Annotated in this window: 15 protein-coding genes and 1 other annotated feature; of the genes, 14 read left to right on the top strand and 1 reads right to left on the bottom strand. The window is 47.7% G+C overall.

Going from position 1 to position 14,629, the window contains the following annotated elements:
- Nucleotides 1–26: 26 nt before the first annotated feature.
- The gene (locus tag LG211_RS01325) at nucleotides 27–1,409 is read right to left on the bottom strand and encodes a sigma-54 interaction domain-containing protein (RefSeq protein ID WP_253021146.1); all 1,383 of its coding nucleotides are present in this window, start codon (nucleotides 1,407–1,409) and stop codon (nucleotides 27–29) included.
- Nucleotides 1,410–1,913: 504 nt separating this feature from the next.
- Between LG211_RS01325 and trxA the strand changes: the two genes are divergently transcribed.
- The 14 genes from trxA to sigE all read left to right on the top strand — a co-directional run bounded on the left by trxA (nucleotide 1,914) and on the right by sigE (nucleotide 14,293).
- On the top strand, nucleotides 1,914–2,222 hold the full coding sequence (trxA, locus tag LG211_RS01330; protein ID WP_148395580.1) for a thioredoxin: 309 nt from the start codon (nucleotides 1,914–1,916) through the stop codon (nucleotides 2,220–2,222).
- Between the two features lie 20 nt (nucleotides 2,223–2,242).
- Nucleotides 2,243–2,614 (top strand): desulfoferrodoxin family protein, encoded by a 372-nt coding sequence (locus tag LG211_RS01335; RefSeq protein WP_148395581.1) that lies wholly within the window; start codon nucleotides 2,243–2,245, stop codon nucleotides 2,612–2,614.
- A gap of 436 nt (nucleotides 2,615–3,050) precedes the next feature.
- Nucleotides 3,051–5,243 carry a preprotein translocase subunit SecA gene (locus tag LG211_RS01340; RefSeq protein WP_269476900.1) on the top strand — a complete coding sequence of 731 codons (2,193 nt, stop codon included), beginning with the start codon at nucleotides 3,051–3,053 and terminating at the stop codon, nucleotides 5,241–5,243.
- A gap of 81 nt (nucleotides 5,244–5,324) precedes the next feature.
- Nucleotides 5,325–5,453, top strand: a sequence feature (ribosomal protein L20 leader region).
- Nucleotides 5,405–5,983, top strand: coding sequence for a translation initiation factor IF-3 (gene infC / locus LG211_RS01345; protein ID WP_227754770.1), 579 nt, complete (start codon nucleotides 5,405–5,407; stop codon nucleotides 5,981–5,983). It overlaps the preceding feature by 49 nt.
- A gap of 36 nt (nucleotides 5,984–6,019) precedes the next feature.
- On the top strand, nucleotides 6,020–6,220 hold the full coding sequence (gene rpmI, locus LG211_RS01350) for a 50S ribosomal protein L35 (protein ID WP_148395583.1): 201 nt from the start codon (nucleotides 6,020–6,022) through the stop codon (nucleotides 6,218–6,220).
- Between the two features lie 17 nt (nucleotides 6,221–6,237).
- On the top strand, nucleotides 6,238–6,597 hold the full coding sequence (gene rplT / locus LG211_RS01355) for a 50S ribosomal protein L20 (protein ID WP_148395584.1): 360 nt from the start codon (nucleotides 6,238–6,240) through the stop codon (nucleotides 6,595–6,597).
- A 326-nt stretch (nucleotides 6,598–6,923) separates the two neighbouring features.
- On the top strand, nucleotides 6,924–7,532 hold the full coding sequence (locus LG211_RS01360) for a hypothetical protein (protein WP_148395585.1): 609 nt from the start codon (nucleotides 6,924–6,926) through the stop codon (nucleotides 7,530–7,532).
- The gene (locus tag LG211_RS01365) at nucleotides 7,532–8,092 is read left to right on the top strand and encodes a hypothetical protein (RefSeq protein WP_148395586.1); all 561 of its coding nucleotides are present in this window, start codon (nucleotides 7,532–7,534) and stop codon (nucleotides 8,090–8,092) included. Before LG211_RS01360 ends, LG211_RS01365 begins: the two co-directional genes overlap by 1 nt.
- A complete protein-coding gene (locus LG211_RS01370) occupies nucleotides 8,089–8,979 on the top strand; it encodes a hypothetical protein (protein WP_269476901.1) in 891 nt (296 codons plus the stop codon). Before LG211_RS01365 ends, LG211_RS01370 begins: the two co-directional genes overlap by 4 nt.
- Nucleotides 8,976–9,548: a hypothetical protein gene (locus LG211_RS01375; RefSeq protein WP_269476902.1), complete on the top strand. Its 573-nt coding sequence runs from the start codon at nucleotides 8,976–8,978 to the stop codon at nucleotides 9,546–9,548. The genes LG211_RS01370 and LG211_RS01375 overlap by 4 nt, the downstream gene beginning before the upstream one ends.
- 67 nt (nucleotides 9,549–9,615) lie before the next feature.
- Nucleotides 9,616–10,302: a response regulator transcription factor gene (locus LG211_RS01380; protein ID WP_269476903.1), complete on the top strand. Its 687-nt coding sequence runs from the start codon at nucleotides 9,616–9,618 to the stop codon at nucleotides 10,300–10,302.
- Nucleotides 10,289–12,619, top strand: a complete 2,331-nt coding sequence (locus LG211_RS01385) for a sensor histidine kinase (RefSeq protein ID WP_227754767.1) — start codon at nucleotides 10,289–10,291, stop codon at nucleotides 12,617–12,619. The genes LG211_RS01380 and LG211_RS01385 overlap by 14 nt, the downstream gene beginning before the upstream one ends.
- An 89-nt stretch (nucleotides 12,620–12,708) precedes the next feature.
- Nucleotides 12,709–13,554 carry a sigma-E processing peptidase SpoIIGA gene (locus LG211_RS01390; RefSeq protein WP_269476904.1) on the top strand — a complete coding sequence of 282 codons (846 nt, stop codon included), beginning with the start codon at nucleotides 12,709–12,711 and terminating at the stop codon, nucleotides 13,552–13,554.
- Complete coding sequence (gene sigE, locus LG211_RS01395) at nucleotides 13,544–14,293, top strand: RNA polymerase sporulation sigma factor SigE (RefSeq protein ID WP_227754765.1); 750 nt, start codon at nucleotides 13,544–13,546, stop codon at nucleotides 14,291–14,293. The genes LG211_RS01390 and sigE overlap by 11 nt, the downstream gene beginning before the upstream one ends.
- The last annotated feature ends 336 nt before the right edge of the window (nucleotides 14,294–14,629 follow it).

A 14,629-nucleotide genomic window follows, 5' to 3' on the forward strand; every position in this document is an offset into this window, starting at 1 on the left:
GATGATACAAAATTGAATCGGTGATGCTATTTTGTATCACCTGTAGAAAGACCATATTTTTGGAGCTTTCGAACGACTGTAGGCTGGCTGACCTGCAGGACTTTGGCCATGGACCGGGTCGATTTATATTCAGCTAATGTCCTGGCAAGGATTTCTTTTTCCGCCCTCTGTAAAGCTGCATTGAGGGATAAGGTCCGTACTGCCTCCACAGGCTGTGCCTGTGCAGAGTTTTTGATAAAGATCGGGAGGTTGTCCTCAGTAATAAATTCATCTTTGGTGGTGAGAATGAGACGCTCCATAATGTTCTGCAGCTCTCTGATATTGCCCGGCCAGGGGTAGCGCAGCAGTATGGAAAGCGCAGCCGGATCCAATTTTTTGGCTTCATTGAGTTTTTTATTGCATTTGTCCAGATTGGTCTGGATCAGAGGCAATATATCCTCCGGACGTTCCCGGAGGGGCGGCACGTTGATGGGAACCACGTTCAGTCTGTAATACAGGTCTTCACGAAATTTATTGTTCCTTACAAGCTGGAGCAGTTCTTTGTTGGTGGCAGAAACAATCCGCACATCAATGGGAACACGATTGACGCCGCCGACCCGAATTAATTCCCGATCCTGGATGACCTGCAGCAGTTTCACCTGTAAATTTAAAGGAAGCTCTGAGATTTCGTCTAAAAAGATGGTACCATTTTGCGCGGCTTCGAAGAGTCCCTTTTTTCCTTCCGCCCGAGAGCCGGTAAAAGCGCCCCGCTCATAGCCGAAGAGTTCTGACTCAATGAGGTTTTCAGGAATAGCGCCGCAATTTACTGTGACAAAGGGGTAATCCTTTCGGGCACCGTTTTCGTGGAGCAGTTTTGCGATCACACCTTTGCCGACGCCCGATTCGCCAGTGATTAAAACCGTTGAGTCAACCGACGCCAGCCGCTTGGCCAATTGCAGTACATTGCGCATGGAACGGCTGGACGCAACTACGTGTACGCTTGAAAAATTTTCCAATGATTCGATCTGTTTCAGCGTTTTTTGGACCGATTCCAGCTGATTCTGCAGGCTGGTCAATTCGGTAATATCCCTTGATGTGGTGACGATTTTGCTCATCTTTCCCGTATGGTCAAAAATGGGTGTGCCAGTGGAAAGAAGCCGTTTGCCTTCCTTATTCTCGTGAATAATCGTAACCTCTTCCTTTTTTTCCATGACCAGCTTAGCCACAGAAGGTGTAAAAACGCCGCTTTCCTCAAGTTCAGAAACGTGCATGCCGGAAATATCGTCCGGATTGACCTTATAAAGTTCACGGCAAGCTTCGTTGCACCACAAAGAATATCCGTCGCTGCTGTCGATAAAGATTGCATCGTTGATGCTGTTTAAAATGGGAATCAGCTCGCTTGCTGAAAGTGTATCCAGGAATTTTTCCATTCTATACCCCCTTTTAGAATAAAAGCAGCAGTATTATTCGTCCGCCGCCAAGGGCTTGTACGACTGCCAGGCCAGCGCTAGGTATGTTGCAATACAAGGATGAGTATCTTTCCCTGTCTTTTGCTTTGCGACCCGGCTGTTCAACTAAGTAACTACATTATATAATGTAAGAAACGATTCTGCAAGCAGCAATGATGCAACTTTGTATCGCTATAGCCGGCTGATTATTACATTGGCGTGAATGTGCTTGTAACTTTCAGTTGACTAGCGTGCAGATTCCCTATAAAATAACCGTATGCCAGGTGGGAATCGACGGAAAAAAGCCGGGATTGGGGTGCAGGAGCTGATGGGTTTTGACGCACAGTGTTCACCGCGCAATAGGGCGGGTAAGGAGAACTTTTACAGCCGAATAAAAAGTTTTGTCTAAAGAATTTGATTAAGCAGTAAATATATGGGTACTATAAGACTATAATGATGTGATAGATATGCAGGGAGGATGAAGAGATGGCAGTGATGACGTTTACAAAAGATAATTTTGAAAATGAAGTTCTGAAGGCGGATGGACCGGTTCTGGTCGATTTCTGGGCGGCCTGGTGCGGACCTTGTAAAATGATGGGTCCGGTGGTTGATCAGATTGCTGAGGAACATAAGGACATAAAAGTAGGCAAGCTTAATATCGATGAACAGCCGGAGCTGGCTTCCAAATATGGAGTTATGAGTATTCCGACGCTGATTCTGTTTGAGAATGGCCAGCCGAAAGATTCTTCGATCGGGCTGGTTCCGAAGGAATCGATTGAAAAAATGTTTAAATAAAAGTTATGGAGGGTAAAAGTATGAAAATTTTAAGATGTAACCACTGTGGAAATATTGCGACGCTGATTGATGACAAGGGAGTTCCCCTTGTATGCTGCGGAGAAGCAATGGAGGAATTGAAGGCCAACACTACGGATGCTGCGACAGAAAAGCACGTTCCTGTTGTAGAGGTAGCTGACAACAAGGTGAAGGTTGACGTGGGGTCCGTAACCCATCCCATGAGCGAAGAACACCTGATCCAGTGGATTTTGCTGGAAACAGATAAGGGCTGCCAGATTAAGAAGCTGTCCGCATCGGACGAACCGAAGGCTGTATTCTGTTTGGGAGAGGACAAGCCGTTAGCGGTATATGAATACTGCAACCTGCACGGGCTCTGGAAAAAGGAACTGTAAAAGTTATATGATAAAAAGGAGTTGGAAACCAACTCCTTTTTAATATGCTTGGGCATACAGATCGAACGTATACGGAGCTTTATGCGGCCATCGCTTCTGACGAGGTGCTGGATGCTGGGAAGCCGAATCTTTCCACGCCAGAGGTATTTGACACAGCCAACACAGGGAGTTACAATTATTGGGGAGAGGTTGATGTATTATGAAGGACAGAACCGTAGGTATCATATATACGCTTTCTTTAGTCGCGTTTCTTATGTGGCTGCTTTTTCCTGCTGTTTTACTTTCTTTCCTGCCCCTGTTCGTTTTTACGGGCGCTCTGACCGCGGCAGCGCTGCCAGTCTTATCCCGGTATATATCTATAGCCCAAACGATTTGCAAGATTGAATGAACTCCTTTTATTAAAAGATACGACGAGACAATAAAAGGAGAATTTAATATGAAAAAAAAGATGCCGTTTCATAGACGGTTTATTTTACCGTACAGAGTTTTTGTTGATAAGGTCAATACTTTTGATGGGAGCGGGCTTTCTGATTCTGCACTAAAAGAAGAGCTGAGAAACTCCTCTCACTGCCCCAGGCGTTATGGCCTTATAAAAGAAACTATCATACGGTGCAAAGGAATGGTTTTGTTCGATACCCAGCTATCCGCGGCTTACGCCATGGAACAAGGAATGATTGCGGAGCTGCCTACTGGGGAAGGCAAAACGCTGGCGGCAGTAGTTACTGCTTTGAGTCTGGCTTTGTCGGGCGAGCAGGTCCAGATCTTGGTGTTCAATGACTATTTGGCGGCAAGAGACTATAAAGAGAACAAGGAGGTCTTTCAATTTTGCGGCTTATCCTGCGGATGTATTCTTCAGACAACCAAAAGAGAACACCGGCAGGCTGCCTATGATTGCAATATCCTTTATATCACCGCCAGGGAAGCAGGGTTTGACTACTTAAGAAACTTCATGGCTTTTCGTGAAAGTGGTTTGCTGCGCCAGCATTTTCATACAGCCATTGTAGATGAAGCGGATTCTATTCTGATCGATGAGGCTGGTATCCCCCTGGTACTTGCGGGCGAAGAGCCGACTATAGACAAGAATTATATGACGGTTTGGAAAACAGTGAAGGAGCTCGATGCGCAAGATATTGAATTTCAAGAGAAGGAGCATCAGGTATGGCTGACAGAAAGGGGCGCTGTGCATGCGGAACGGCTGCTGGGAGTGAACAATCTGTATGAGCTGGAAAATGCCCATTATTTGGAGATGATTCATACATTTTTAGAAGCGCGGTTATTGTATAAAAAGGATCGTGATTATATCGTAAAGAATGGAACTGTTTTCGTAATTGAACATACGACAGGACGAGTTGCGGAAGGACGGCGTTTCCCGGATCATCTCCACCTTGCAATTGAAATTAAGGAAGGAGTGAAGGCTCGGAAAGGATCTCAGATTTATAATATGATGCCGCTGCAGTTTTATCTGCTAAAATACCGCCGGCTGTGCGGCATGACCGGTACGGCCTGGTCGTCTAGAAAAGAACTGAAAAACATGTATGACCTTTCGGTCATACGGATTCCTCCACACGTTCCTTGTATTCGCAGGGACCACGAGGATGTGATACTGTCTACGAATCAGGCGCTTTACACACAGGTATATCATAAGATCAGGCAAATACATCAAACAGGACAACCGATCCTGATTGGAACTCAAAGTGTAGAAGAGTCAGAAGCGCTGGCCGGTGCGCTGAGAAAGAGAAACTTGCCTTGTTTTGTTCTTAATGCAAAAGAAGACGAAAAGGAAGCAGAACTGATCGCACTTGCGGGAAGGCCGTATCGCATTACCATCTCAACCAATATGGCAGGCAGAGGCGTTGATATAAAATTGGACAAAGATGCGGTGACGGCTGGAGGCCTTTTTGTATTGAGTACAGGCATAAACAGAAGTTTCAGGATTGATCAGCAATTAAGAGGCAGGACCGGACGCCAGGGAGAACCGGGGGAAAGCCAGTTTTTCATTAGTATGGAACAGCCGTTGATCAAAAGACATGTAATTGAGAATACCGGCAAGGTGCAAATCCGCCGAATCCAGCGCATGGCGGAAGGAGAAGATGCACAGATGCGTTATCTTTTGGAAAAGTATTCACTGATTCTGGAAAAGCATAGGCGGATGATTACCCAATATCGAGAAGTGGTTTTGCGGGATATAAAATCTGTGCATTTTTTTGAAACAAACGCGCCTGTGCTATACAAAAAGCGCGTTGCTGAGTCAGGTACTCAAGGGGTATTATGTGCTGAGCAGCAGCTTCTCCTCTTTTACATCAATCAGCATTGGGTCGATTACTTAGCTGCAATGGAGTCTGCCCGCGAGAGCATCCATTTTGCTATTTTGGGCGGTGAAGAGCCAGTGGACGTTTATCAGAGATTCGCGGTCAGAGCTTTTGCGGAAATGGAAGAAGATATAAAAAAGGATGTGCTTAGCAAATTGAAAACATGCAAAATTACCGAGCATGGCGTAGATCTGAGAGGAGAAGGTCTGATAAAAGCTACAAATACATGGACTTATATGATTGATGAAAGCAAAAGCCAATTTGCCAAGGTGCCAAGCTTGTTAAAATATATTCGTAAGCTGAAAGGAACACAATTATAAAAGAAATACTGCAAAAGAAAAGTGGACACTCAAAGGGAAAACACCATTGACAACCAGGCAGAATTTTGATATATTACTTAGGTAGTAAAGAAGAAGTCATCCGCTTCTCACCTTTTCGGCAATCGCGCTGGCAGGGTTCATAAAAGGTTAACACACATGCAATGTGTCTTTTTGGAGCGGATAACGGATTATCCGCTTTTTTTAATGTATGGAGGTACAAGACAATTAGTAAGGAAAACCAAATCAACGAAGAAATTCGTGATAAAGAACTGAGAGTGATCGACAGCGACGGTACCCAAATGGGTATTATGAGCAGGAGCGAGGCAATGGACCTGGCCGCGGAGCGGAAACTGGATCTGGTAAACATCGCCCCTAAGGCAAAGCCGCCGGTATGCAAAATCCTTGATTACGGAAAATACAGATATGAACTTCAAAAAAAGGAAAAGGAAGCGAAGAAAAAGCAAAAGACAACTCAGGTAAAGGAAGTCAGACTGAGCACCTTTATCGAAGAACATGACATCGAAGTGAAAGCAAAGAACGCATCCAAATTCCTGAAGTCCGGAGATAAGGTAAAGGTCAGCTTGAGGTTCAGAGGCAGGGAGAGGGATTATACCAGCAAAGGCATGGACGTTATGAAACGTTTCGCCCAAGTCGTTGAAGAAGTTGGTGACGTTGAAAAGAAACCTTCCTTTGAGGGAAGGAGCCTTATTATGATTCTGACACCAAAGACGGATAAATAGAAACAAATTGAAATTTAACATAGGAGGAAGATCACCATGGCAAAGAACAAGATGAAGTCTCACAGAGGCGCATGCAAAAGATTTAAGTTAACCGGTTCCGGTAAAGTAAAGAGAAACAAGGCATACAAAAGCCATATTCTTACAAAGAAAAGCCCGAAGAGAAAAAGAGGACTGAGAAAAGCTACAACTTTAACAAGTGCGGATCTGAAGAGAATCAAATCTGTTTTAAGCAAGTAAGTTAGGAGGTAAGAAACATGGCAAGAGTAAAAAAAGGCGTTAACGCGCATAAGAGACATAAAAAGATTTTAAAGCAGGCCAAAGGATTTTACGGTCAGAAGAGCAAGGTGTTCAGAGCTGCTAATCCGGCGGTAATGAGAGCTCTGCGTTCTGCATATGTTGGCAGAAAGAACAAGAAAAGAGAGTACAGACGTATGTGGATCGCAAGAATCAATGCCGGCGCAAGAATGAACGGCATCTCTTACAGCAGACTGATGGACGGTCTGAAGAAATCCGGCATCGAGATTAACAGAAAAATGCTGTCCGAAATGGCAATCCACGATGCAGCTGCTTTTGCTCAGCTGTGCGAGACTGCTAAGCAGGCACAGGCAAAATAAGGACGAATTCAATATGAATCAAAAAAGGAGCTTCTGTCTAAGAATAGCTCCTTTTTTCGTGCGGCGGGGCTGCTTTCGCAGTATGTTGTCTTAAATGGGAAAATTCTGTTGAAAGATTTCATTTTAATCTTTTTCCGATATTACATCTCTTGGCAAAGCCGGGCCAATTAATGAAGAAGGGACATTTTGATCTAAGTTAGTGCAACCTAATCTCCAATCTCCAGACACTGCCCGGCCGCCCTCCTTCTCCTTGAAAGCCCGCCCTCCCCATGGTACAATAAGAAAAAGTGTTTATTCAATAAATTTCAAAGAAGGAGGGCAATCATATGACAAGCCTAAAACCCGCTACCAAAGTAGCGGCGCTTTGTATAGGAATAATCGCTTTAGCAGCGATTATTTGTTTTTATCTGCTGGGGCATTACCACCTGCAAAAACCAGTGCTGATTCCATGGCAGACCGAGTATGCCCAGGCATTGCCGGACGATGAGGATGAGGACGAAGATGAAGAAACCCTGGACGAAGGGCCGGGAGGCTTACTATGCTTCTTTCTAACCAACGGCGGCGACACCAGAGCCATCCAGGAAATTGAGTTTGCCGAGGCATCGGAAATCCGATTTTTCGGCGAATATGACGAATACGATTCAGATACCGGCTTCCAAATAGAGGAGGGCTTCGGCGAGCGAATCGGACTTTATCGGGGCGGATGGGTCAGCCTTATTCTGGACCCCCGGACCGACGAATTTCTTGCAAAAAGCCAAGTCTCAATCACGGTGAAAAATGCGATTATCCACTATACAGACGGCTCAAAAGAAACAGCCGATATGGAACCGCTCACCTTTCACCCTCCCGGCGGCAACAACATGCTTCGGGAGGAAGACCCTGTTTCCACCTTTTCCAAAGCCGCCGCATACTTGAAAGAAAGGGGGAGCTTATAATGGATATTAAATCAATTCACGCCAATCTGGGAACGCTTTTCTGGGCCACCATTTTTTCCCTGATAGAATTCCATATTCAACTGGACAATCTTCGGATTTCCACCAGCATCTTATTTGTCATTCTAATTCTGGCAGGAACACAGGATTTGTATCGGGTGACCAAAAACCCCCGCTTCCGGTCAGCAGCCATCTTCGGCTGGATAAACGGAGGCTGCTATGTGCTTTTCCTTATACTAAACGCAGCCATACCGCAGACCATGGCTGTGCCCCTTGCTGAACTAGTCATTGCCAGATTGCTGCTGATCTGCATTTATACCCAGCTCCTGGTGGGAATCGGCGCAATGTTTCCGGCTGCCTTCGGCGACCTGAAAAAAAGAGCCGATCTGTATGCCGTCGCAACGGCCGTCGTGGCACTGGCGGCGATGATCCTTTTCCTTGTCAACGGATACATGGTGATTGGGGCCTTGCAAATGCTCATCCAGCTGGCAGTTCTGATCCAGCTTTACCAGTGCCGCAAAAGGATTGGACAGATGCAGCTACCGCAGAAGGAGGCGCTATGATGAAGACATTAAAACCTGCTTCCAGGGCGGCGGCTGCTGCCATTTTCCTGATCGCTCTTCTGGCCGCAGTTCTCTTTGGCATCAGCCAGTACGCTCGCCTGGACTATCCGGTTCTTTGCCGGGTATACGGCGCATATCCAATCTATGGGGATGAGGACGAGGCAGAACAGTTTGAGATACCCTACATAGAATGCAAAGCCGGCCGCCACCAGATCACAGGCGTTGATTTTGCGGAGCTGGCGCTGACAGGTCCAGACGATCCGGATAACGCAGATGAAGCGGACTACTCGTTTACCGACAATGGAAAAAATATGGATTTTTCCTACGACGATACGAATGGATATTATATACGGAAAGCCTCGCAAATCTCTTTGTTCATCGATGACGAAGATTTTAAAGGGTTGAAAAAACCCATTGCCCTGACTACCGCGACGGTTTCCTATGAGGATGGCACCAAGGATCAGGTGGAAATCGGAAAAATCGTTCTCTATCCGGGGGAGGATGTGGATGAAAAGGATTTGAAATTCAAGGGGGAAAACAATTCCGAGGAAGTGAGGGAAGCCAGCTATATGGCGGATCGGGATCTGACCATCAAACAGGTACAGTGCGTTCCGGACGAAAAAAACAGCGGCCTTAAGATCAACGGCAAAGAGCCGGCAGAGCTGGAAGGGGCGACGCTTCTCAAAGACCACTCCATCACCATTTCTTTAAAACGGCAAAGTCCTTTTGTACGATGGCAGCCAATGATCAAGGTCACGTATCAAACAGCTGACGGAAAGGAAGATACCCAGCTGCTCACCGAATTCGGCGAAGCCTTTGATATGGGCAGCGCACCGACCTTCATGCAGACCCTGGCCTATTTGAAAGAAAGAGAGGTGATACGATGAATCCGAAGGCAATGAATCAAGGATATCGGCGCTTGTTCTGGGGCACGTTTTTCATGCTGCTTTGGGGCGGAAGCGACACCACGCTGCCCTTTCTGCCTGGGATAATTGGGCTATGCTGCTGTCTCAGCGGCACGGGAATCATCTGCGCGGTTTCAGAAAACAGACGGTTTTTCCTGGCCCGGCGATGGACTCAGATCGGCATTGGTGTTTGGATCCTGCAAATACTGGTCATCGTTCCCTTTTTTATCCAACGCGTTCCCTGGGAATTGCGGTTTCTTTCCTATTTTCTGGGCGCGGTTATTGTCATCCAGATATACAGTCATATCCTGATCGGCGCGGGAGAACTATTGGGAGGCAGCAGCCAGACTTATTACACCAGGTGCGCGGCTGTCTTTGCCGGAGGCTGCGCGGCCGGCACTATTGCCATGATGATTGATGAACTCTATGGCAGCGGAGAAGTCGTCATCGGCGGCTGGATGATCAACCTTCTGATGCTGCTCTATCTGGGGCTGGCTATTTGGAGCATGTCCCTGATGGCGGCCCTGCGGCGAAGCTACCCGATCCTTTAAAATGTTTCAGAGGACATAAAAACGACACACGGATCTGTAAAATAGAAACTGTAGGAGGTGTGTATTTGTGTATAACCTGCTTGTAGCGGAAGACGAACCGAAGATGAGAATCATTATCCGTGATTATTTTGAGAAAAAAGGATTCGCGGTATGGGAAGCGGCGGACGGAGTGGAAGCGCTGAAACGTTTGGGGGAACGAACCTTTGATCTGGTTCTGCTGGATGTGATGATGCCGGAACTGGACGGTTTTGCCGTCTGTAAGGCAATCCGCAGGAAAGGGGATACGCCGGTAATCTTTTTGACTGCCCGCATGGCAGAGGAAGATCAGCTGCGTGGGTTTCAGGTAAAGGCGGATGATTATGTAACCAAGCCCTTTTCGTTACCGGTCCTTCACGCCAAAATCTGTGCGATTTTGGAACGAAGCCGGGGAATGATCAGCGACAGCGGGAAGCTGCGCTCCGGCGGAATCGAGATCGATCTTCGGGCCAGAGAAGTTACCGTTGACGGAGAAAAGACCGCCATGCCGCCCAAAGTGTTCGATCTTCTCGTCTATTTCATGGAAAATAAAAATCGGATCCTGACCAGAGAACAAATTTTGGATCAGGTCTGGGGCGAGGACGCCTTCTGCTACGACAGGGCCGTAGATACCACCATTAAAAAGCTTCGGCAGGCGCTGGGCCGCCGGGCAGGATGTATCCGCACCATTGTCAAGGTGGGGTACAAATTCCAGGAGGTAACGGATGAACAAAAATAAAGCCAAACGCAGCTTCGTGATTCGGGCAGTAACGGCGGTTGTAGCCATCTATGTGCTAATCGTCGGCAGTGTGACCTATTATGGAGCAAAGCGGAATGTTATGGAAGGAACAACGTACAGCTGGGGCGTCATCGGCAATCTTATCAACGAATTGAACGGGTGCCGCTCATCCGCATCCAGTAAAGGCGTCCAGGATGGAATGAATTTGGCAAAAGCCACCAGTGCCATTAGTCGCAACGATTGGAATCTTGGGATTTGGGATGCGTCGGGGAGGACGGACAGTCTGATTCTCTTTCGGGCGCAAAAAGATCCGAAAGGCAATGTGATCGGAATGAAGATGGTCAGCAGCAATGCAAGTGTTTTATCCAACAATTCGTTCCCAGATGACAGCGATAAAAAACGGGTGATACTGGACGACTGGTTTTCGCCGCAGCAGATTCAGGAAATCAGCGAGTGTTGCTATTTGGAGGCTTCGGCTGAAGTGAGAGGCTATGATACGGAAGAGTTCTTTGAACCTGTCAGCTTACAGATCCTTTATACGGGAGATGAAGAGGGGTCAGCCCTTAAGAAAAAGGATTTTATTCCTGTGAAAAAGCCTGATGGAAATAAGCTTACCACCCTGAAATTCGAAGAGGTCAGCGTTAGTCCCATTGACACCACAGCCCGGCAGGAGCAGGATGAAACCTGGCGAGTGCTGGTGAAAAGCGCGGTCGATGCCCGCATTGATCAAGCTGAACTTGGAGAAGACGGCTCCACTTATATCCCCCTGCAAGAGGAAGACAAGAGCATTCTCCGGTCGGAGTCCGTTTGTGTGACCAAGCTTGCTGCCGGCGACTATTTTCTGGGCTGGAGCATAGTCGATCATCCTCTTTCCAAAACCATCGCAAGCACGCTCTGGCTGTACTTTATAATGGCCATTATCTGCACTGCGGCGTGCCTTGTCCTGGTGGGAAGCTATTGCCGGACCATCGATGGGGAATACGAGGCTGAGAGCAAGCGCCGGAAAATGTCGGATGCCATGGCCCATGAGATGAAGACTCCCCTGGGGATTATCAAAAACTACAGCGAGGCGCTGCTGGAAGAAGGGGACGAACAAAAACGAAAGCAATATCTCAATACCATCATTGAGGAAACCGACAGCATGAACGAGATGGTCGTCAGCATGCTGGACCTGTCTAAAATGGAAGCGGGCACCTATCCGATGGAATTGAGCATGATTTCCATGGCTGGGATCACCGAAAAAGTGATCGAGCGTACCCGGATTCTGGCTAAAAACAAGCAGCTGGAGGTTGAACTGAAAGCAGATGACGAACGCCAGATCCTGGCCGATGAGAAATTGGTGACCCAGAGCATTTGCAACCTGCTGATCAATGCCATCACCCACGCCGAGGAGGGAAGCCGGATCCGCATTGTCATTGAAAAAGAACCCCAGGGCATGCGCTTTACCATCCACAACCAGGGTCAGCAGATTGATGACAAAGAACAGGTGCGGATCTGGGACAGCTTTTACAGGGGCGATTCGGCGAGAAACAGAAGCAGCGGAGGAACCGGCCTGGGACTTGCCATTGTGCGCAATACCAGCCTGATTCACAGGGGAACCTGCGGCTGTGAAAATGAAGAGGGCGGCGTCGCCTTTTGGATCCGGATCCCGGACCAGGAGGCGGGACAGACGAAACAAACGGGAAAGATCGGGCCAATTCTCCACACGGCCGATATCGGCCTGAATCTGAAGGGGCTGCTTTACAGCATGGCCGGAACGGGGATCTGGCTGCTGCTCAATGGTTTCATATTTATCTGGAAACGATATGAATACCAGTATGACGGAGCGCTGCTGCTCATTCCGTGGATCATCACCATTCCCGCATGGGTAGTGTGCTGGCTGGGGGCGCGGAAGTTGAAATTCCTTGCTGATAAAACAATACCGATCACCGCATCCATCGCAGTGATCTTTGCCGGTATTGCGGCCAGCTGTTTTCTCACGAGCGATATGATGGATGTCCAGCTGCTCCTTCTGCTGCAAGTGGTTTTGTGCCTGATGACAGTATGTGTGGTCATTTACTTGCTCAGCATGTCATCCATTTGCAAAAGGCTGGCAGAGAAGGCGAAAGAAGATGGTTTGAAAAAAATCATTACTCTGACTGGGGCTGCGGAAGCGGTGGTGCTGGTTTTATGGGCCGCCAGCAGAGACCTGGTCTGGCAGATTCCCATTTTAAGCCGCTTGGATAATGTCATCAGCGGCGTGGTCTTTATCGTGATTCTGGGCAATCTGTACCTGTGGTACCACCTCTATCGCAGATTCCACGGAAAAGAGATTTAAAAAAGAAAAGATTCGACATTGCGTTTTGACACAAATCGACCTCCCTTAGGACTATAATCGAAAGAAAGAGTCCAAGGGAGGTTTTTTCGTTGACTGTTTACGGGGAATATTTATTTCTGGAAAACTTCATAACAGGGTTGGTAATACTGGTTCTCACTGGCAGGCTGTGCGGACGCAAGAGGGCCAAATCCGGCATGGTTTTAGGGGGATTGATGTGCGGAGCATACTCCTTCGTGCTCTTCCTTCCCATGGTATGGCCGGCGGCGCTGATCTGCAAGCTGATCTTCTCCCTTGCCGTAATTTTAGCGGCTTTCGGCTACGGAGGCAAGCCGGTTTACCTGAAAACGGTAGCGGTTTTTTACATAGTAAGTTTCCTCATGGGAGGCATCACGGTCGGACTCATGTACATGACCAAGGTTCCCGGCTTGTCGGCCAACGGAAGCGTTTATCTTCACAGCATCACGTATCTGCAGGTGGCGGCCGGCGTGCTCGTCACCTGGGTACTGGGCAGCTGGCTGGCTGAGTTTATTCGGGGAAAACTTACAAAAGAAAAAGTATTTACGGATATTAAAGTGGAAATTGCGGAAAAAGAGTGGGAAATGCGGGCTTTTGTGGATACGGGGAATTTTTTGCGGGATCCGGTTTCCGGAAATCCGGCGGCGGTCCTGTCGGCTTCCTGCGGCCAGCGCCTCTTGGATGACCTGAAAGATGCTATCTTGAGCAGAAGCTGCGTGATTCCATACAGCAGCGTGGGACAAAAGGGCGTTCTGCAGGGGTTGCGGCCGGATCGGGTGATCGTAGAGGGCAGGCCCATTAAAAATATTGTTTTGGCCATCAGTAAAGAAGATTTTGCCTGCTGGAAAGGAAAAGAAGCTTACGAAGTACTGTTGCAGCAGCAGATTATAGAAGGAGGAGCATTAGAGAATGCAGAATGATCATTTTATGAGCGTGAGGACGTTCTGGGAGGAGCTGAGAAAAGCTTATGAAGCGCTTAAAAACTTTCTTAAGGGCAAAGATGAAATTCCGGATATCCATTATATCGGGGGAAGCGATGTGCTGCCGCCGCCTTTGGATTCCCAGGAGGAACACAAGGCACTGGAGGAATTCATGGCAGGGAGCGAAGAAGCACGGGCCCTGCTCATCGAACATAATCTGCGCCTAGTGGTTTACATAGCCAAAAAGTTTGAAAACGCGGGTATCAATGTGGAAGACTTGATTTCCATCGGAACCATCGGGCTGATCAAAGCGGTGAATACCTTTAAAATGGATAAGAATATCAAGCTGGCGACTTATGCTTCCAGGTGCATTGAAAATGAAATTCTCATGTATCTTCGGCGCAACAATAAAACCAAAGGCGATGTTTCCCTGGATGAGCCGCTCAATGTGGATTGGGATGGGAATGAGCTGCTGCTGTCCGACATTCTGGGCACGGAGAACGATGTGGTTTACACCCACATTGAAGAAGAGGTCAACAAAAGCCTGCTGGACTACGCCATGAACAAGCTCAACAAACGGGAGCGGGAGATCATGGAAATGCGTTTTGGCCTTGTCAGCGGAAAAGAGATGACCCAAAAGGAAGTGGCCGACCGCATGGGCATTTCCCAATCGTATATCTCCCGCCTGGAAAAAAAGATCATCAGCAGGCTGCAGCGGGAGATTAAAAAACTGGGGTGAGTATAAATCTATGGAACAATAGATCATGGACAGGTGTTTTACGAGAGGAATGGGATTTCTTGCGAAAAGAATGAAAAGGTGATATGAAATTTTCGCAAGTTTCAACGATTGGGCACTTTCAGATTCGCCTAGAAGCCGCGCGGGCCGCAAGCTGCTGGGATCAGGCCCCGCGAACCCACAACTTTGCGCAAAAATCGTGATTTTTAAAAAAATTTTCCGGAGTCCCTTGGGAAAGGCATCCCTTGCTCGCCGTAACACAACAGAACACGCACGCGAAATGAGAGGCAGACATAGTCAAACCATGATATGATAGGAAGCAAAAGCGAAAAGAGGTAC

The sequence above is a fragment of the Hominibacterium faecale genome (assembly GCF_020734085.1).
GTDB lineage: Bacteria > Bacillota > Clostridia > Peptostreptococcales > Anaerovoracaceae > Hominibacterium > Hominibacterium faecale.

What these genes read in the sequence shown, in the direction of transcription:
- LG211_RS01385 (WP_227754767.1), top strand. Translation starts at nt 10,289, where the DNA reads ATGAACAAAAATAAAGCCAAACGCAGCTTCGTGATTCGGGCAGTAACG.
- LG211_RS01335 (WP_148395581.1), top strand. Translation starts at nt 2,243, where the DNA reads ATGAAAATTTTAAGATGTAACCACTGTGGAAATATTGCGACGCTGATT.
- LG211_RS01370 (WP_269476901.1), top strand. Translation starts at nt 8,089, where the DNA reads ATGATGAAGACATTAAAACCTGCTTCCAGGGCGGCGGCTGCTGCCATT.
- trxA (WP_148395580.1), top strand. Translation starts at nt 1,914, where the DNA reads ATGGCAGTGATGACGTTTACAAAAGATAATTTTGAAAATGAAGTTCTG.
- rplT (WP_148395584.1), top strand. Translation starts at nt 6,238, where the DNA reads ATGGCAAGAGTAAAAAAAGGCGTTAACGCGCATAAGAGACATAAAAAG.
- LG211_RS01340 (WP_269476900.1), top strand. Translation starts at nt 3,051, where the DNA reads ATGAAAAAAAAGATGCCGTTTCATAGACGGTTTATTTTACCGTACAGA.
- infC (WP_227754770.1), top strand. Translation starts at nt 5,405, where the DNA reads ATGTGTCTTTTTGGAGCGGATAACGGATTATCCGCTTTTTTTAATGTA.
- rpmI (WP_148395583.1), top strand. Translation starts at nt 6,020, where the DNA reads ATGGCAAAGAACAAGATGAAGTCTCACAGAGGCGCATGCAAAAGATTT.
- sigE (WP_227754765.1), top strand. Translation starts at nt 13,544, where the DNA reads ATGCAGAATGATCATTTTATGAGCGTGAGGACGTTCTGGGAGGAGCTG.
- LG211_RS01325 (WP_253021146.1), bottom strand. Translation starts at nt 1,409, where the DNA reads ATGGAAAAATTCCTGGATACACTTTCAGCAAGCGAGCTGATTCCCATT.
- LG211_RS01360 (WP_148395585.1), top strand. Translation starts at nt 6,924, where the DNA reads ATGACAAGCCTAAAACCCGCTACCAAAGTAGCGGCGCTTTGTATAGGA.
- LG211_RS01365 (WP_148395586.1), top strand. Translation starts at nt 7,532, where the DNA reads ATGGATATTAAATCAATTCACGCCAATCTGGGAACGCTTTTCTGGGCC.
- LG211_RS01375 (WP_269476902.1), top strand. Translation starts at nt 8,976, where the DNA reads ATGAATCCGAAGGCAATGAATCAAGGATATCGGCGCTTGTTCTGGGGC.